This window comes from Christiangramia oceanisediminis (assembly GCF_022570735.2).
Lineage (GTDB): Bacteria > Bacteroidota > Bacteroidia > Flavobacteriales > Flavobacteriaceae > Christiangramia > Christiangramia oceanisediminis.
Map to the genome: position 1 here is coordinate 107,568 of NZ_JANCNS010000002.1, position 18,243 is coordinate 125,810.

Sequence of the window (18,243 nt, forward strand, 5' to 3'; positions counted from 1 at the left end):
TTAAGTTTTTAAATGCAGGATTATCTTGATTTCCTAGTAGAAAGAAAAGTATATGTTAGCCTTTTAATGGAATTTCTGGCTGCCCTGGCGGGCAGTCTTTATCTTATTAAGGCTCAAAGCTTCGGAAAGCTGAGAAAACAATTTGTATGGTTCTTATGGTCTGTTTTTATTATTGATATATTAGGAGGTTATTCGATCTGGGCCTATTTTGACGATTACCAAACCTTTCCTTTCTTAAAAGATTCGCTTTTTACCAGAAGTTTCTGGTGGTATAACCTGGCAAAAGTTTATCGGATCATTGTGTATTGTTATTTACTTTATTACCTGGTAAGAGAAGCTTACCTAAGAAATTTTATAAAATGGGGCACGATCCTATTTATAATCTACGCTGTATATAATATGGTTTTCAGTGGCCAGTTTTTTACCACTTACATTATAAGCACTATTATAGCGGGTACCTTTCTAATTGTCGTTTGTGTTTTTCTCTATTTCTATGATATGCTGGTAAGTAGATACATAACTGGGTTTTCCAGGAATTTGTTCAATTATGTCTTTGCCGGGGTGCTTATTTGGTACCTGGTTATACCACCAATAGAGATTTTTGTCAATCATTTTATTGAAGAAAATGAACTTTTTATTGAAGTTTTTGCAACTGTACTTCGGTATGCAAATATTTTGCTCTACGGTACCTGTATTTTAGGATTTTACATGGAATATCGGTCGAAGAAAAAATCAATAACTTCGGTTGAAATTAGCAGTAAGTAGTTAAGAAATAAATCTTTAGATGCTTGAATTTTTAATAGAAGAAAAATTCTATCACCTTATATTTGAATTGCTGGCGGCGATAGCCGGACTTATCTATCTTCGGAAGTCAGTCTTCGTAGAACCTCAGGTAAAGATTTTTATATATTATTTGTGTTATATCGTCTTTATTGAATATTACGCGTTGTTACCCATTTATGCATGGCTTACCGATTACGAGTCCCTGAGTTTTTATGAAGATTCAGTGTTTCGTACCAATAATTGGTATGGTAATCTAAATCTGGTCATCAATACCATATGCTTTTCGCAGATTTTCATTAGAAGCCTATCCAGCAAGACACAACGCAAAATTTTATATTATGGACTGGCAGCAGTTCTTATTATTAGTGTCGTACGGTTGGCTAGCGCCGGTATTTTCTTTTCCTATACCGATTCTTATGTAAGTGCCTTGCAGACCTTTTTCATATTCCTAAGTGTATGTTTCTGGTATTTCGAGATACTTAAGTCAAATAAGATTATCAATTTCTATAGCGATGTAAAATTTTTTATTTCGGTTGCTATTGTCTTATGGACCTTGTTAAAGACGCCACTGGATATTTATAGTAAATACAATAATCTGGACAATGAGGCTTTCCGAAACCTTGATATTGAAATTCTGCGCTATATGAATATTTTCATGTATTCTATATATATTCTCGGGTTCTATGCCGATTACCGGTTGAGTAAGGAACCGAGCCCGTTAAAAACTTAAATTTTACGTATACTTGTTATACTAATCGGCCAAAAATATGCTTCGGAAGGAAGAGATCCTGCTTATCGTCTACTTCATCCTGGTGATCCTGTTTCTAGCAGGATTCACGGTGCTTTTCTTTATTACCTATCAAAAGCGGAAGAACAAGCTGCTTAAAGAAAATTTCGAGGCAGAACAGAAATTCAGGGCCGAGCTATCCAATGCAAGATTAGAGATACAGGAAGCTACTCTCAAAAATGTGAGTTGGGAACTGCACGATAATATTGGCCAGTTGCTGGCAATTGCTAAAATGCAGATCAATCTTTTATCCAAATCGGTGGTGGAGGAGAATCAAAAGGCCTTTGCCGAAGTGAAAAATATGGTAAGTGATTCCCTTACCGAAGTACGTGCACTTTCGCGCTCCCTGAACAACGAGGTAGTAGACCAGAAAGGCCTGGAAGGTTCCGTCGAAAATGAGATTGAACGTTTTAATCGCCTCGGTGTACTGGAAGCTGAACTCCGGGTAAAAGGCGAACCTCATAAGATAAAAACCGAGGACACGGTGATCTTGTTTCGTATACTTCAGGAATTCTTTTCCAATGTGATCAAATATGCCGATGCCTCCCGGCTGGATGTGGAATTCGATTACCGGCCTGAAGAATTGCGAATAAGTGCTTCAGATAATGGAAAGGGATTTGATATTTCCCAACAGGAAACCGGCTCAGGATTGCTGAACATGAAAAGCCGTGCAGAGATCATCGATACCGAATTTCATCTCGATTCTTCGGTAGGAAAAGGAACTTCGCTATCTTTACGATATCCAACCAAGACACGAACAAATGAACAAAACGATCATAATCGTTGACGATCATAAGCTTTTCGCTCAATCCCTGCAGATCCTGGTGAATTCATTTTCGGGTTTTGAAGTGGTGAAAACTTTTAAGAACGGGGAAGAGCTGGTCAAATACCTGGAGGCCGGGAACGAAGGTCCGGATATCTTACTGCTGGACATGCGAATGCCGGTAATGGATGGAATGAGCACCATGGCCTGGCTAAAGGAAAACAGGCCAGATCAAAAGGTTCTTACTCTTACGGTAGACCAGGAAGATGAGACGATTATTAAGATGTTGCGACTTGGTTGCCGTGGATATTTGCTGAAAGACATCGAACCCGAAGAATTTGAACATGCCCTTAATGCCATAGACCGAAATGGCTATTATTCCAATAAGACCATTTCAGATGCTTTAAGCCATGAGGAACGAAAGAAGAAATATGAAGAACTAACCGATAGGGAAATGGAGTTCCTAACCCATGCCTGCAGCGAACTCACCTATAAACAGGTCGCCGAGGAGATGCATTTAAGTCCGAAGACCGTGGATAATTACCGCGAGAGCCTGTTTAGTAAACTTCAGGTTAAAAGCCGGGTAGGCCTGGTAATGTTCGCCATCAAGGAAGGTATCTTCAAAATTTAATTTCCGAATAATTTATTTTTAATGCCGGATCGCTCCGGCGCATTAATTGAACGCAAACTGTGTTAGACTCTGCTAAAATCGAGCTCCGTAACCTTAGGGTGAAGGACTATGAAGAACTGAAGGTTTCCATGATTAAAAGTTATCATGAGATGCCACATGAATACTGGACCAAAGGAGAGATCAGGACCCTGATCAATAAATTCCCGGAGGGTCAGCTATGTATCGCCATCGACAATAAGATTGCCGGTTGTGCACTTTCCATAATTGTGGATTATGATAAATTTGATGATAACCATACCTATGATGAGATCCTGGGCGGTGAAAATTTTCCCACTCATACCAAGAACGGAAATGTCCTCTACGGGATAGACGTTTTTATTCATCCCGATTACCGCGGAATGCGACTGGGAAGGCGTTTATATGAAGCCCGGAAGGAACTTTGTGAACACCTGAATTTGAAATCGATCATCTTTGGGGGTAGAATTCCGAATTATTCGAAATTTTCGAATGAGCTTACGCCCAAAAAATATATCGAAAAGGTAAAGCTGCAGGAGATACATGATCCCGTATTGTCGTTCCAGCTTTCCAACGATTTCCATGTAAAAAAGGTCATCAAGGGATATCTGCCCGGCGACGAAAGAAGCAAGGAATTTGCTACCCTTATGGAGTGGAATAATATTTACTATTCCAAGCCGGAGAAGCTGGTTAATACCAAGAAGACCGTAGTGCGGCTTGGCCTGGTGCAGTGGCAGATGCGACTGTTCAAGGACTATGAAGCCCTGGTCTCTCAGATCGAATTTTTTGTGGATGCGGTAAGCAATTATCAAAGCGATTTTATCCTGTTCCCGGAATTGTTCAATGCGCCGCTTATGGCCCAGTTCAATCACCTGTCGGAACCCGAAGCCATTCGAGGGCTTTCCAGTTATACCGATAGATTGCTCGAAACATTCAGAGAGTTTGCAATTAATTATAATATCAACATCATTACCGGAAGTATGCCCCAGGCTATTGGGGAGCATATGTTTAATGTAGGCTTTTTATGCCGAAGGGACGGTAGTTACGAGCGCTATGAAAAGCTTCATATTACACCTGCCGAAGAGACTGCCTGGGGGATGAAAGGTGGAAATAAACTGGAAACTTTTGATACCGATTGCGGCAAGATTGGCGTACTTATTTGTTATGATGTGGAATTCCCCGAAGTATCCAGGTTATTGGCCGAAGAAGGGATGAATATACTTTTCGTTCCATTTATGACCGATACTCAGAATGGTTACTCTCGTGTGAAAATTTGCGCCCAGGCCAGGGCGGTGGAAAATGAATGTTATGTGGCTATGGCCGGTTCTGTAGGTAACCTTCCGAAAGTTGATAATATGGATATCCAATATTCTCAGAGTGCCGTTTTAACCCCATCTGACTTTGCTTTCCCGGTAAACGGAATTAAGGCTGAGGCCACTCCGAATACCGAAAGCACCCTTCTGGTTGACGTTGACCTCGATCTTCTAAAAGAACTACATAACTTCGGAAGCGTTCGAAATATGAAAGACCGTAGAAAGGATCTTTATTCCTTAAAAAAGAAAAAGTAGTGTCAGGTCGAGCGAAGTCGAGACCTGTATCCTGAACGTTTTTTCAGAATGTCAGGCTGAGCTTGTCGAAGCCATTTTTAATGCGAATCTGTTAATTGTAGATGTCAGGTCGAGCAGCTTGTCCTGAGCGTAGTCGAAGAAGAGTCGAGACCTGACTTTTCAACTGAATCGTCACCCTGAATTCATTTCAGGGTCTTAGATATTTAAAATAGGTAAGGGATATGAGATTCTGAAATAAGTTGAGAATGACGTTTTTATAGAATTAAAAATCTAAAAATCAATTATTTAAAAATTATTTTTCTACATTAGAACCATGTTTAAGTCAATCCAGAACATTTCATCTTTTATTATTGAGGTCATTTTCATTATCGAAAACCGACCCTAAAAGATGTGCGTTCTCTTCAGTATAAATCAAAGCCATCTTTTTAGATGGCTTTTTTTATTCCCTGAAAGTAAGTTTTGACTATTTAAGATCATTTAGCTATCGTAAATAAAAATGATTTAAAACATTGAAAACCAGTTTTTTAAATATTTTAATTTTGGTTTGGGATTAATTCAGCTTCGGGAAGAAATCCTGAACAGTATACTTAACCAAGTATTTTTAAATCTTATTGAAACCGAAAAGTACAGAATGAATACCAAATATAGCAGCAAAATAACACAAAGCGATTCTCAACCGGCTTCCCAGGCTATGCTTCATGCCATTGGATTAAGTCGGGAAGATCTTAAAAAACCATTCGTAGGCATCGGGAGTACCGGTTATGAAGGGAATCCCTGTAATATGCATTTAAATGATCTCGCGAAAGAGGTAAAAAAAGGAACTCAGAAAGCAGGATTAAACGGACTTATTTTTAACACCATTGGAGTTAGCGACGGAATTTCCATGGGAACCTCAGGCATGCGTTTTTCATTGCCTTCAAGGGATCTAATTGCAGATTCTATGGAAACCGTGGTTGAAGGCATGTCTTATGACGGACTGGTGACTGTAGTAGGCTGTGATAAAAATATGCCGGGTGCTTTGATGGCCATGTTACGATTGAACAGGCCTTCAGTTTTGGTTTATGGCGGAACGATCGCTTCTGGCTGTCATAATGGTAAAAAACTGGATGTGGTTTCTGCTTTTGAAGCCTGGGGCTCTAAAGTTTCGGGAGAAATGCAGGAAGAAGAATATCAGCAGGTAATAGAAAAAGCCTGTCCGGGAGCTGGTGCTTGCGGCGGAATGTATACTGCGAACACTATGGCTTCTGCAATCGAAGCTTTGGGAATGAGCTTACCTTTCAATAGTTCTAATCCCGCGACCGGTCCAGAGAAAGCCCAGGAAAGCGTAAATGCTGGAGAAGCGATGGAATATTTGTTGGAAAAAGATCTGAAACCTAAGGACATTGTAACTGCAAAATCCCTGGAGAATGCTATCAGGCTATTAACGGTCCTTGGCGGTTCAACTAACGCGGTATTACATTTTTTAGCAATCGCCAAAGCTGCTGAGATTAATTTCGGCTTAAAGGATTTTGAAAGAATATGCGAGGAAACTCCATTCCTGGCAGACCTAAAGCCGAGCGGAAAATATTTAATGGAAGACATTCACAGGATAGGGGGAATCCCGGCTGTGATGAAGTATATGCTTGAAAAAGGATTGCTTCATGGCGAATGTATGACCGTTACCGGAAAAACCATTGCCGAAAACCTTGAAAATGTAAAACCATTGCCAGACGACCAGGATGTGATACATCCGGTTGAAAAACCTATCAAAGCCACCGGACATATCAGAATACTATACGGTAACCTGGCTTCTGAGGGTTCCGTAGCGAAAATTACGGGAAAGGAAGGTTTGTATTTTAAAGGAAAGGCGAGAGTGTTCAACGGTGAATTTGAAGCCAACGAAGGTATTTCCTCCGGGAAGGTTCAAAAAGGAGATGTGGTCGTCATTCGCTATGAGGGTCCTAAAGGAGGACCCGGAATGCCGGAAATGTTGAAACCAACATCAGCAATTATGGGCGCTGGATTAGGAAAAGAGGTTGCTCTTATTACCGATGGAAGATTTTCTGGTGGAACCCATGGTTTCGTAGTTGGGCACATAACCCCGGAAGCCCAGGAGGGCGGACTTATCGCTCTTCTAAAAGACGGGGATGAGATCAGTATAAATGCTGAAACCAACAGAATACAGGCTCATTTGAGTGATGAGGAAATCGAAAAAAGGAAAGAAGACTGGAAGGCTCCGGCTTTCAAGGCTAAAGGAGGAGTACTTTATAAATATGCGAAAATGGTGGCATCAGCTTCAGAAGGCTGTGTGACCGATGAATTTTAATACGGTGAATTATGCAGGTAAAAACAGCGAGTTTCGAAAAGGTAAACACAAAGAACACCTTGACTGTTTCAGGAGCTGAAGCGGTGATTAAATGTTTGCTTGAAGAAGGTGTAGATACTATTTATGGTTATCCGGGAGGGGCGATCATGCCCGTCTATGATGAACTGTACAAATACCAGAACGAAATTCACCACGTCCTCACCAGGCATGAACAGGGAGCGACGCACGCTGCCCAGGGTTATGCCAGGGTTTCAGGTAAGGTTGGAGTCGCTGTGGCTACTTCAGGACCGGGAGCAACGAATCTGATCACCGGTATCGCTGATGCTCAGATCGATTCAACGCCTATGGTTTGTATCACCGGCCAGGTAGGTTCTCATTTGCTGGGAAGCGACGCCTTCCAGGAAACCGATATTGTGGGTATTTCCACACCGGTTACTAAATGGAATTACCAGGTCACTAAAGCCGAAGAGATCCCGGAGGTAATGGCGAAAGCTTTCTATATCGCCAAATCTGGCAGACCTGGACCTGTTTTGATCGATATTACCAAAGACGCCCAGTTTGCTTCGCTGGAATTCAGTTATAAAAAATGTTCTGGAATTCGCAGTTATAAACCAATCCCGGAATTGAATCTTCTGGAAGTGGAACGTGCTGCTGAAGTGATCAATAATGCGAAAAAACCTTTGATCGTCTGGGGCCAGGGAGTGATCCTTGGAGAAGCTGAAGAGCTGTTTAAGCAGGTTGTGGAAAAAGCAGGAATCCCTGCGGCCTGGACCATTTTAGGACTTTCGGCTTTACCTACAGATCATCCCCTGAATGTGGGGATGGTAGGAATGCATGGAAATTATGCTCCGAATATGCTCACCAATGAATGTGATGTGTTGATCGCTATCGGGATGAGGTTCGATGACCGGGTTACGGGAAATCTGGAAAAATACGCCAAACAGGCTAAAGTAATACATTTCGAAATAGATCCTGCCGAGATCAATAAAAACGTAAAGGCAGATTATCCTGTTTTGGGAGATGTGAAAGAAAGCCTGAAAGCCTTACTTGAATTATTAGAGCCTAATTTTCATAAAGAATGGCATCAGAAGTTCAAGGATATGTATAAGACCGAATATGAAAAGGTCATTAAAGGAAACCTGGATGAAAATAAAAAGGATCTGGGGATGGCTGAGGTTATTCAGCAGATCAATAAGCAATCCAATGGCGATGCGATCATAGTTTCAGACGTTGGGCAGCACCAGATGGCAGCCTGTCGCTATGCTAAATTCAATGGAACACGAAGCAATGTGACTTCTGGTGGCCTGGGAACTATGGGTTTTGCCCTTCCGGCAGCTATCGGCGCGAAAATGGCCAAACCGGAAAGAGATGTTGTAGCGGTAATAGGAGATGGTGGTTACCAGATGACAATCCAGGAACTGGGGACTATTTTTCAAACCAAAGTTCCGGTGAAAATCGTGCTTTTAAATAATGGTTTCCTGGGAATGGTGAGACAGTGGCAGCAGTTATTTTTCGATAAGCGCTATGCTTCCACTACCATGATCAATCCTGATTTTATAACGATTGCGAAGGGATATCATATAAAAGCCGTTCAGGTTACTGAAAGAAGTCAGTTAAAAGATGCGGTTAAGGAAATGATGGACAGCAATGAAGCTTTTTTCCTTGAAGTAAAAGTTGAACAGGAAGAAAATGTCTTTCCTATGATCCCAACAGGAGCGGCAGTTTCAGACATATTATTAGAATAATGGAAAAGAAGAATTATACAGTATCTATATACACCGAAAACAATCTTGGATTATTGTCCAGGATCGCGGCCATCTTTTTAAAGAGGCACATCAACATTGAGAGTATCACGGCTTCGCCAAGTGAAGTCAATGAAGTGATGCGATTTATCATCATCGTGAATGTGACCGAAGAACAGATCAAAAAGATCGTGGGTCAGCTGGAGAAACAGATCGAGGTGATCAAGGCCTTTTATCATACCGATGCCGAAACCATCTACCAGGAAACGGCGCTATATAAGATAAGGTCTCAAGATTTTCTCGACGATCATAATATCCAGGATTTTATCAAAGAGACCAATGCGCGTATCGTGACGGTTACCAAGGAATTCTTTGTGATCGAAAAAACAGGAAAACGAAGCGAGGTAGACGCACTTTATGAAACTTTAAAACCATACGGATTGATGCAGTTCGTTAGATCTGGAACCATCGCGGTAACCAAGAACGAAATGCCAATTTCAGGAATATTAGAAAAATTTAATACCACAAACTCATTATCATGACCAACTATTTTAACAGCCTTTCATCCAGCGAAAAACAAGCCCAGTTAGCAACCTGCCGATTTATGGAGCTTGAGGAATTTGACAACGGAGTTGATGCTTTAAGAGATAAGAAAATAGTCATTGTTGGCTGCGGCGCCCAGGGTCTTAACCAGGGCCTTAATATGCGCGACAGCGGACTCAATATTTCATATGCTTTACGGGAAGGCGCCATTAAAGAGAAACGCCAGTCCTGGAAAAATGCCACCGAGAATAATTTTACCGTCGGAACATACGCAGAATTGATCCCGGAAGCAGATCTGGTGATCAATCTTACCCCAGATAAGCAGCATACTTCAGTTATTAAAGCGATTCAGCCGTATCTCAAAAAGGATGCCGTGCTTTCCTATTCTCATGGATTCAATATCGTGGAGGAAGGCATGAAGATCCGCGAAGATGTTACCGTGATAATGGTCGCACCAAAATGTCCGGGTTCTGAAGTTCGTGAAGAATACAAACGTGGCTTTGGCGTACCTACGCTTATCGCGGTACATCCTGAAAATGATCCTCACGGAATTGGCCTGGAATGGGCAAAAGCCTATGCTTATGCTACCGGAGGTCATCGTGCCGGAGTGCTGGAATCTTCTTTCGTTGCTGAAGTGAAATCAGACCTGATGGGAGAGCAGACCATTCTTTGTGGGGTGCTTCAAACAGGATCGATCCTCACTTTCAATAAAATGGTTGCTGAAGGTGTAGATCCAAATTATGCCGCGAAATTGATTCAGTATGGTTGGGAAACCATTACCGAAGCATTGAAACATGGCGGCATTACCCAGATGATGGATCGCCTTTCAGATTCGGCAAAATTAAGGGCTTATGAAATTTCCGAAGATCTTAAGAAAACTATGCGTCCACTTTTTCAGAAGCATATGGATGATATCATTTCAGGTGAATTCAGTAGCCGAATGATGAAAGATTGGGCGAACGACGATAAGGAATTGCATACCTGGCGAGCTGAAACCGAGAATACCGCATTTGAGAAAACCGAAGCAACTTCCGAAGAGATCACCGAACAGGAATATTTTGACAAAGGAGTTCTTTTGGTTGCTTTCGTAAAATCGGGAGTAGAGCTTGCTTTTGAGACCATGGTAGATGCCGGAATTATTGAAGAATCGGCTTACTATGAATCGCTTCATGAAACTCCACTTATTGCAAATACTATTGCCAGGAAGAAATTGTACGAAATGAACCGTGTAATTTCAGACACCGCGGAATATGGCTGTTACCTGTTCGATCACGCTGCTAAGCCGTTGATCAAGGATTACGTGAATTCTCTCGAGCCAGAAGTAGCCGGTAAAACCTATAAAGGTTCAGAAGTAGATGAGCAGAAATTGACGAAAATAAATGAGGAGATAAAGAATCATCCGGTAGAAAAGGTTGGCGCGAAATTAAGAACCGCCATGACCGCAATGAAGAAAATATACGCATAATGAACACTTTGCTGGAAAAAGAGAAGATATACAAGCCCGATCATGAAGCCGTTAAACAGGCTGCTAAAAGAATTTCCAAAGTGGTCTTAAAGACCCCTTTAGCTGAATCGTTTACTTACAGTAAACGTTTTCAGGCGAATATCATGCTTAAAAGAGAGGACCTGCAACAGGTCCGCTCTTATAAGATTCGCGGTGCCTATAACAAGATTTCCAGCCTGCCCAAGGAGCAACTCGAAAAAGGTGTTATTTGTGCCAGTGCCGGGAATCACGCTCAGGGGGTTGCTTTTGCCTGCAATAAACTAAAGGTAAAAGGAGTGATCTATATGCCCGGAACTACGCCAAAGCAAAAGGTTGAACAAACCCAGATGTTTGGTGGCGAATGGGTAGAAGTGGTTTTAAAGGGCGACACCTATGATGATTCCTTTAAAAGCGCGATGAAACATATGGAAGAGCAGGGCCTTGTATTTATTCATCCTTTTGATGATGAAAAAGTGATAGAAGGCCAGGCTACCATCGCTTTGGAAATTCTGGAGCAGGCTGATGCTCCTATAGATTATGTTTTTGCTCCACTTGGCGGCGGAGGTTTACTGGCGGGCGTTTCCACCATGTTCAAAAAGCTTTCTCCGGAGACTAAAATTATTGGCATTGAGCCTGAAGGTGCTCCTTCCATGAAAACCTCTTTAAAAGAGGGAAGAGTAGTAGAACTGGAAAATATCGAACGTTTCGTGGACGGCGCCTCCGTACAGAAGGTAGGATCCCGTAATTTTGCGATCTGCCAGGAAAACCTGGATGAAATGATCACTATTCCCGAAGGTAAGATCTGCCAGACTATTCTTGATCTTTATAACCAGGATGCCATGGTAGTGGAACCGGCAGGCGCGATGGCGATCTCAGCCCTGGATCTTTATGCCGAAAAAATTAAAGGAAAAAATGTGGTTTGTATCGTTAGCGGAAGTAATAATGATATCATCAGGATGGCTGAGATCAAGGAAAGAGCCATGCTTTACTCGGGCCTGAAACATTATTTCGTGGTCGTTTTTCCACAAAGAGCCGGAGCCTTAAAAGAATTTGTGGCGAAAGTACTGGGTCCTAACGATGACATTACTCATTTTGAATATTCGAAAAAACACAACCGGTCAAACGGACCTGCCGTGGTAGGTATAGAATTGAAAGATCCTAAGGATTTTGGACCACTCGTGGATCGCATGAAAAAGAAGAACTTTTTTGGAGAATATTTGAATGATAATCCAAATTTATTTCAATTTTTGATCTAGTAAAGGCCTGTGGTTTAATTTTTTGTATACATTTGTAACATGATTTCGATCAAACAAATAATATTACCCCGCTTTCATTTCAGGCCCCGCCGCTTCTAGGCAGTGATCCCTGAAACCCTTTTCTTTTAATATTATTTGATTTTTCCCATTTTGAATTATACATACAGCATAGAACAAAACATTGAGATCAGAACTTTTTCTGATATTTCTCCTATGCGCCGCCGTTTCCCCCGTCGCACGTAAGTGCGTCTATATATCTATGGAACCTAGGTGAGTCCGGTTCCGCCCTCGAAAACCCAGATCAAAAACTTTTTTTTCAACATAAATTTTTTAGCAGATGAAGATTATCATTGCTAATAAATCTCATGCTTCTTATGCTGAGATCATTTGTCAAACCATAGAAGAATCGGCCAAGGTCCGTGGGACCGGTATTGCGCGCAGAACTCCTGAATATATCATCAATAAGATGGAGAAGGGAAATGCCGTGATTGCTCTGGATGGTGAAAAATTTGCCGGTTTCTGTTATATCGAAACCTGGAGCCACGATAAATATGTGGCCAATTCCGGGTTGATCGTGCATCCGGACTTCAGAAACCAGGGGCTGGCAAAGGATATCAAGAATGTCATTTTTGAACATTCCAGGAAAAAATATCCCGAGGCAAAGATCTTTGGGATCACCACCGGCCTCGCAGTGATGAAGATCAATTATGAATTAGGTTATCAGCCGGTTACTTTCTCTGAACTTACCGATGACGAAGCTTTCTGGAAAGGTTGCCAGACCTGTAAGAACTACGATGTTCTTACCAGGACCGAGCATAAGATGTGTCTGTGCACCGGAATGTTATATGATCCCGAGAAAAAGAAGAACACTAAAAAAGTTGAGAAACCTAAAAGCAAATTCAACGATAAGGCTTTTCAGAGGCTAAAACATATCAAACAAACGCTTTTCTATAAAAAGGAAAAGGTAGAAAAGGAATAATTAATTAAGCCGTCACCTCGAGCGCGTCATCCCGAGCGGAGTCGAGGGGCGAGAGGTCTGGCTGACAAAATTGAATCAATAAAAAATGAAAAAAGTAGTCATAGCATACAGCGGGGGATTAGATACCTCTTATTGCGCTAAATATTTATCGGAAGAAGAAGGTTTTGAAGTTCATGCGGTGAGTGTGAATACAGGCGGGTTTTCAGATGAAGAGATCCAGAAGATAGGGGAGAATGCTAAAAAAATAGGAGCAAGCAGCTATAAGAATATAGATGCGATCTCCTCATTTTATAATAAAGTGGTAAAATATCTCATTTTCGGAAATGTTCTTAAAAATGATACCTATCCTCTTTCTGTTAGTGCTGAACGAATAATCCAGGCGATCGAGATCGTTAATTATGCCAAGAAGATCGGGGCCGGACATATTGCGCATGGAAGTACCGGTGCAGGAAATGACCAGGTTAGGTTCGATATGATCTTCCAGATCATCGCACCTGAGATCAAGATCATTACTCCAATTAGAGACAAGCAGCTCAGCAGGCAGGAAGAGATAGATTACCTGAAAAGTAAGGGAGTGGAAATGAACTGGGAAAAAGCCAAATATTCAGTAAATAAAGGTCTTTGGGGAACCAGTGTAGGTGGAGCTGAAACTTTAACTTCAGAAAAAGCATTACCAGAAACGGCTTATCCTTCTCAATTGAACGAAATTGAAGCTAGACAGGTTAAACTTACTTTCACAAAGGGAGAGATTACGGCTATAGACAGCAAAGAAAATGCACCGGAAAAGAATATTGAGATCCTTGAAGGTATTGCCTCAAAATATGCCATCGGCAGGGATATTCATGTGGGTGATACCATTATTGGAATTAAAGGAAGAGTCGGTTTTGAGGCCGCAGCTGCACTAATTACCATTAAAGCTCATCATTTACTGGAAAAACACACCTTGAGTAAATGGCAGCTTCAGCATAAGGATTATACCTCGAACTGGTACGGAATGCACCTGCATGAAGGATTATACCTGGATCCCGTAATGCGAGATTTTGAAGCTCAACTAGAGAGTTCCCAGGCTAAAGTTAGCGGCGATGTATTCGTGACACTTCAGCCTTACAGGTTTAATCTAGACGGAATTAAATCCAAGCATGACCTTATGAATAGCAGTTTCGGAAACTACGGAGAGGAAAACAAAGCCTGGACTGCCGATGATGCCAAAGGATTTATCAAGATCCTCTCCAATTCCGGGAAGATCTATCAACACGTAAACCAGGATTCATGATCGAAGCAGGAATTATAGGAGGTGCGGGTTATACCGCCGGGGAACTTATCAGGATATTATTGAATCACCCTGAGGTGAATCTGAATTTCGTTTTCAGCACTTCCCAACCAGGAAAGCCCATTTACAGTATTCACCAGGATCTCATTGGCGACACAGAAATTAAGTTTACCGATAAGATCAATACCGAAGTGGAGGTAGTATTCCTTTGTCTAGGTCATGGAAACTCTAAAAAGTTCCTCGCTGAAAATCAATTTTCAGCAAAAACGAAAATTGTTGATCTGAGTACCGATTTCAGGCAAAAATCTGATGATCATAAATTCATTTACGGCCTCCCTGAACTGAATAAAAAAGACATTGAAAAAGCCGATTTGATCGCCAATCCCGGTTGTTTTGCCACCGCGATCACACTAGCGATCCTTCCACTGGCGAAAAATGCTTTGTTGAAAGATGAGGTTCACATAAATGCCGTAACCGGTGCGACCGGGGCGGGAACATCGCTTTCCGGAACCACTCATTTTAGCTGGAGAGATAATAACTTTTCAGCCTATAAATCATTCGAACATCAGCATTTGAATGAAATAGGGCAAAGTTTGAAGCAGTTGCAGGCCGATCATGATGCTGAGATCAATTTCATCCCGAACAGGGGAAATTTTTCGAGGGGGATTCATGCAACCGCCTATACCAAATTTGAAGGAGACCTGGATGAGGCGAAAAAGTTATATGCCGATTTTTACCAGGATGCCGCTTTCACTTTTATTACCGATGAAGAATTGCATTTAAAGCAGGTGGTAAATACAAATAAGTGTTTGTTGAGGTTACAGAAATTCGGAAATAAATTATTGATCACCAGCGTGATCGATAATTTGCTGAAAGGAGCTTCCGGACAGGCGGTTCAGAATATGAACCTGATGTTCGGGCTGGATGAGAAGTTGGGCTTGAATTTAAAGGCGAGTTATTTCTAATGAACGTCATCCTGAACTTGTTTCAGGATCTCAGAGAAGCTGAAATAAATTCAGCTTGACGGATTTATTCAAAATATGATAATATGAAAATAGCAATTATCGGTACCGGGAACCTGGGAGTTTCGATCGCGAAGGGATTGATCTTCAGCAATGCATTTACCACGCTTTATCTCACAAAAAGGAAAACTGAGGATATTCAGGAGTTTTCAGAATACAATAAAGTAAGCATCACTTCAGATAACCTGGAGGCTGTGAAAAATTCTGATATCCTGATCTTCGCGGTTCAGCCGACTCAATTTGAACGAATCTTAGAGGAGATCAAGTTTGAGCTTACCGATAAACATGTATTGATCTCTACGGTGACCGGGTTCAAGATTTCTCGAATGGAAGAGATCGTTGGAAAAGATCATTTTATCATTCGATCTATGCCAAATACTGCGATCGCTGTTGGAAAATCCATGACCTGCCTTTGCAGTAATGAGGTGGGACAAAAACGGATCAAGATCGCCGAGGCTATTTTCAACCGACTAGGCACCAGTATAATCATTCCTGAAAGCAAAATGCAGGCAGCCACCGTAATCTGCGCCAGCGGAGTCGCGTTCTGGATGCGTTTGATACGTGCTACGACCCAGGGAGCAGTACAACTCGGTTTTGACGCAAAAGACGCTCAGCAGCTCTCTATGCAAACCTGCCTTGGTGCAGCGAGTCTGTTAATTGAGTCTGGAAAACATCCGGAAGAGGAGATAGATAAGGTGACTACCCCGAGAGGTTGTACTATTGAAGGCCTTAACGAAATGGAACATAATGGACTCAGTTCCTCTCTGATTAAAGGAATTCAGGCGTCATTCAAAAAAATTAATAATATCTCAGATCAATAATTATGGAATTATTTGATGTATATCCGCTTTATGATATCACGCCAGTAAAAGGTGAAGGCTGTTATGTTTTTGACGAAACAGGCAAAAAATATCTGGATCTTTATGGTGGCCATGCCGTAATCTCTATTGGGCATGCACATCCGGAGTATGTGAAAGCAATCCAGGAGCAAGCTGCAAAACTTGGTTTTTATTCCAATTCCATCAAAAATCCACTTCAGCAGGAGCTGGCCGATAAACTGGAAAAAGTTTCGGGTGTTCAGGATTATTCACTTTTTCTATGCAGTTCAGGAGCAGAAGCGAATGAAAATGCTTTAAAAGTCGCTTCTTTTCATACTGGGAAGGATCGTGTGATCTATTTTAATAATGCCTTTCACGGAAGGACTTCCGGAGTAGTGGCCATTACTGATAATGAGAATATCAAAGCACCTTTTAATCTTGGCCATAAAGCAACAAAACTTGCTTTTAACGATATTGAATCTTTAAAAAACGAGATCGAAAAAGGAGACGTGGCTGCAGTGATCTTTGAAGTGATCCAGGGAGTTGGTGGACTCGACGAAGCCGAATCTGGATTCTATAAAGCAGCAGCTGATATTTGCAAAGAGAACGAGGTTATGTTGATCGCAGACGAAGTTCAGTCGGGTTATGGAAGGACCGGAGATTTCTTCGCTTTTCAAAAACATGGAATTCGCCCTGATATCATCACTATGGCTAAAGGCATGGGGAATGGTTTCCCGATTGGTGGTATTCTAATTGACGATAATATTGAAGCTAAATACGGAATGCTAGGTACGACCTTTGGAGGAAATCATCTGGCCTGTGCTGCTGGAATTTCGGTACTGGACGTTATTGCAGAAGAGAATTTGATGAAAAATGCTAAAGAGGTATCTGAATACGTAATTTCAGAAGCTTCCAGAATTCCTGAGATCAAAAAGATCAAGGGACGCGGACTGATGATCGGGTTGGAATTCGATTTTGAGATCGCAGCCTTGAGGAAGGAATTGTTATTTGAGCACCAAATTTTTACCGGGGCATCATCCAATAAAAAACTGCTCAGGATCCTGCCACCATTGAATATAAAAAAGGAACATTTTGAGATATTCTTCGGGGCAATCAAGAAAGCACTGAAGAATCAACAAATAGATAAAATCGCGTCAAGCTGAACTCGTTTCAGCTTCTTTTAAGATCCTGAATCTTTCAAAATTTCGGGAAAGGATGACAAAATTAAGAGTAGAATATGAAGAATTATACCAGCATTTCAGACATAGACGACCTGGAAGGGATCATCAGGGAAGCCAGAAGTTTAAAAGTTAAGAATCCCGAATCAAGGGTTGGAACCGGAAAAACTTTAGGCATGCTTTTTTTTAATCCCAGTTTGCGTACCCGGTTAAGTACCGAAAAAGCAGCGAAACTACTGGGAATGGAAGTGATGGTGATGAATGTTGGAACCGATGGCTGGGCACTGGAATTTGAGGATGGTGCAGTGATGAATTCAGATAAGGCCGAACATGTCAGGGAAGCGGCCGCAGTGCTATCTCAATATTGCGACATTATTGCCGTAAGAGCTTTTCCGGGTTTAAAAGACAGGGAAAAAGATGAGTCTGAACAGGTGCTGAATAGTTTTAAAAAATATGCTTCGGTACCAGTTGTTAATCTGGAGAGCGCTACGGGTCATCCCTTACAGGCGCTGGCAGATGCGATCACGATTCAGGAGAACAATATGGTAAAAAGGCCAAAAGTAGTCCTTAGTTGGGCCCCGCACCCAAAAGCTTTACCACAGTCGGTTGCTAATTCCTTTGTTGAGATGATGCAAAGGCTGGAAGTGGATCTGGTGATCACGAATCCGGAAGGTTACGACCTGGCTCCAAATATAAGGAAGGATACCAAAGTAGAGCATGACCAGGAAAAGGCCTTTGAAGATGCCGATTTTGTGTATGTAAAGAACTGGAGTAGCTATGAAAATTACGGGCAGGTTCTAAACGTTCAGAAGAACTGGACAGTTGATCAGGCGAAATTGAAGAATTCGAACAATGCGAAAGTGATGCATTGTCTTCCGGTTAGAAGAAATGTGGTGATCGCTGATGACGTGTTGGATAGTGAGAATTCTATCGTGATCCAGCAGGCAAATAACAGGACCTTTGCCGCCCAGGTGGTGTTGAAACGGATTTTGGAGTGTACTAAATAATAATAAGAAAGTCATTTCGAACGGAGTGAGAAATCTCCTGAAGGAGATTGCCACGTCTGCAAAAGCAGACTCGCAATGACAAAAATTGGAATA

The 18,243-nt window shown here is 41.7% G+C and carries 16 protein-coding genes; all 16 read left to right on the forward strand.

The annotated features are described in order from the left end of the window. The first annotated feature begins 12 nt into the window (after positions 1–12). Positions 13–765, forward strand: coding sequence for a hypothetical protein (locus tag MKO06_RS07805; protein WP_241551617.1), 753 nt, complete (start codon positions 13–15; stop codon positions 763–765). Between the two features lie 19 nt (positions 766–784). After that, a complete protein-coding gene (locus MKO06_RS07810; protein WP_241551618.1) occupies positions 785–1,513 on the forward strand; it encodes a hypothetical protein in 729 nt (242 codons plus the stop codon). Positions 1,514–1,550: 37 nt separating this feature from the next. Next, complete coding sequence (locus tag MKO06_RS07815) at positions 1,551–2,357, forward strand: sensor histidine kinase (protein WP_241551619.1); 807 nt, start codon at positions 1,551–1,553, stop codon at positions 2,355–2,357. Further along, positions 2,332–2,964 (forward strand): response regulator transcription factor, encoded by a 633-nt coding sequence (locus MKO06_RS07820; RefSeq protein WP_241551620.1) that lies wholly within the window; start codon positions 2,332–2,334, stop codon positions 2,962–2,964. The genes MKO06_RS07815 and MKO06_RS07820 overlap by 26 nt, the downstream gene beginning before the upstream one ends. Before the next feature lie 59 nt (positions 2,965–3,023). Then, positions 3,024–4,547: a carbon-nitrogen hydrolase family protein gene (locus MKO06_RS07825; RefSeq protein ID WP_241551621.1), complete on the forward strand. Its 1,524-nt coding sequence runs from the start codon at positions 3,024–3,026 to the stop codon at positions 4,545–4,547. Positions 4,548–5,178: 631 nt separating this feature from the next. After that, positions 5,179–6,852 carry a dihydroxy-acid dehydratase gene (ilvD, locus tag MKO06_RS07830; protein ID WP_241551622.1) on the forward strand — a complete coding sequence of 558 codons (1,674 nt, stop codon included), beginning with the start codon at positions 5,179–5,181 and terminating at the stop codon, positions 6,850–6,852. A gap of 11 nt (positions 6,853–6,863) precedes the next feature. Next, positions 6,864–8,597, forward strand: coding sequence for a biosynthetic-type acetolactate synthase large subunit (ilvB, locus tag MKO06_RS07835; protein WP_241551623.1), 1,734 nt, complete (start codon positions 6,864–6,866; stop codon positions 8,595–8,597). Then, positions 8,597–9,136 carry an acetolactate synthase small subunit gene (gene ilvN / locus MKO06_RS07840; protein ID WP_241551624.1) on the forward strand — a complete coding sequence of 180 codons (540 nt, stop codon included), beginning with the start codon at positions 8,597–8,599 and terminating at the stop codon, positions 9,134–9,136. The genes ilvB and ilvN overlap by 1 nt, the downstream gene beginning before the upstream one ends. Further along, positions 9,133–10,602 (forward strand): ketol-acid reductoisomerase, encoded by a 1,470-nt coding sequence (ilvC, locus tag MKO06_RS07845; RefSeq protein ID WP_241551625.1) that lies wholly within the window; start codon positions 9,133–9,135, stop codon positions 10,600–10,602. The genes ilvN and ilvC overlap by 4 nt, the downstream gene beginning before the upstream one ends. Further along, the gene (gene ilvA / locus MKO06_RS07850) at positions 10,602–11,876 is read left to right on the forward strand and encodes a threonine ammonia-lyase IlvA (protein WP_241551626.1); all 1,275 of its coding nucleotides are present in this window, start codon (positions 10,602–10,604) and stop codon (positions 11,874–11,876) included. The genes ilvC and ilvA overlap by 1 nt, the downstream gene beginning before the upstream one ends. 337 nt (positions 11,877–12,213) lie before the next feature. Then, complete coding sequence (locus MKO06_RS07855) at positions 12,214–12,855, forward strand: GNAT family N-acetyltransferase (RefSeq protein WP_241551627.1); 642 nt, start codon at positions 12,214–12,216, stop codon at positions 12,853–12,855. Positions 12,856–12,940: 85 nt separating this feature from the next. Continuing rightward, positions 12,941–14,128, forward strand: a complete 1,188-nt coding sequence (locus MKO06_RS07860; protein WP_241551628.1) for an argininosuccinate synthase — start codon at positions 12,941–12,943, stop codon at positions 14,126–14,128. After that, on the forward strand, positions 14,125–15,090 hold the full coding sequence (gene argC / locus MKO06_RS07865; protein ID WP_241551629.1) for an N-acetyl-gamma-glutamyl-phosphate reductase: 966 nt from the start codon (positions 14,125–14,127) through the stop codon (positions 15,088–15,090). Before MKO06_RS07860 ends, argC begins: the two co-directional genes overlap by 4 nt. Before the next feature lie 83 nt (positions 15,091–15,173). Continuing rightward, on the forward strand, positions 15,174–15,968 hold the full coding sequence (proC, locus tag MKO06_RS07870) for a pyrroline-5-carboxylate reductase (RefSeq protein WP_241551630.1): 795 nt from the start codon (positions 15,174–15,176) through the stop codon (positions 15,966–15,968). Positions 15,969–15,970: 2 nt separating this feature from the next. Then, complete coding sequence (locus tag MKO06_RS07875) at positions 15,971–17,128, forward strand: aspartate aminotransferase family protein (RefSeq protein ID WP_241551631.1); 1,158 nt, start codon at positions 15,971–15,973, stop codon at positions 17,126–17,128. 74 nt (positions 17,129–17,202) lie between these two features. Beyond that, positions 17,203–18,150 carry an N-acetylornithine carbamoyltransferase gene (locus MKO06_RS07880; protein WP_241551632.1) on the forward strand — a complete coding sequence of 316 codons (948 nt, stop codon included), beginning with the start codon at positions 17,203–17,205 and terminating at the stop codon, positions 18,148–18,150. Positions 18,151–18,243 lie beyond the last annotated feature (93 nt).

Excerpts from the sequence above, each read along its gene's own strand:
- MKO06_RS07815 (WP_241551619.1), top strand. The coding sequence starts at position 1,551 with ATGCTTCGGAAGGAAGAGATCCTGCTTATCGTCTACTTCATCCTGGTG.
- proC (WP_241551630.1), top strand. The coding sequence starts at position 15,174 with ATGAAAATAGCAATTATCGGTACCGGGAACCTGGGAGTTTCGATCGCG.
- MKO06_RS07820 (WP_241551620.1), top strand. The coding sequence starts at position 2,332 with ATGAACAAAACGATCATAATCGTTGACGATCATAAGCTTTTCGCTCAA.
- ilvB (WP_241551623.1), top strand. The coding sequence starts at position 6,864 with ATGCAGGTAAAAACAGCGAGTTTCGAAAAGGTAAACACAAAGAACACC.
- MKO06_RS07860 (WP_241551628.1), top strand. The coding sequence starts at position 12,941 with ATGAAAAAAGTAGTCATAGCATACAGCGGGGGATTAGATACCTCTTAT.
- MKO06_RS07880 (WP_241551632.1), top strand. The coding sequence starts at position 17,203 with ATGAAGAATTATACCAGCATTTCAGACATAGACGACCTGGAAGGGATC.
- argC (WP_241551629.1), top strand. The coding sequence starts at position 14,125 with ATGATCGAAGCAGGAATTATAGGAGGTGCGGGTTATACCGCCGGGGAA.
- MKO06_RS07805 (WP_241551617.1), top strand. The coding sequence starts at position 13 with ATGCAGGATTATCTTGATTTCCTAGTAGAAAGAAAAGTATATGTTAGC.
- ilvC (WP_241551625.1), top strand. The coding sequence starts at position 9,133 with ATGACCAACTATTTTAACAGCCTTTCATCCAGCGAAAAACAAGCCCAG.
- ilvD (WP_241551622.1), top strand. The coding sequence starts at position 5,179 with ATGAATACCAAATATAGCAGCAAAATAACACAAAGCGATTCTCAACCG.
- ilvN (WP_241551624.1), top strand. The coding sequence starts at position 8,597 with ATGGAAAAGAAGAATTATACAGTATCTATATACACCGAAAACAATCTT.
- MKO06_RS07810 (WP_241551618.1), top strand. The coding sequence starts at position 785 with ATGCTTGAATTTTTAATAGAAGAAAAATTCTATCACCTTATATTTGAA.
- MKO06_RS07855 (WP_241551627.1), top strand. The coding sequence starts at position 12,214 with ATGAAGATTATCATTGCTAATAAATCTCATGCTTCTTATGCTGAGATC.
- ilvA (WP_241551626.1), top strand. The coding sequence starts at position 10,602 with ATGAACACTTTGCTGGAAAAAGAGAAGATATACAAGCCCGATCATGAA.
- MKO06_RS07875 (WP_241551631.1), top strand. The coding sequence starts at position 15,971 with ATGGAATTATTTGATGTATATCCGCTTTATGATATCACGCCAGTAAAA.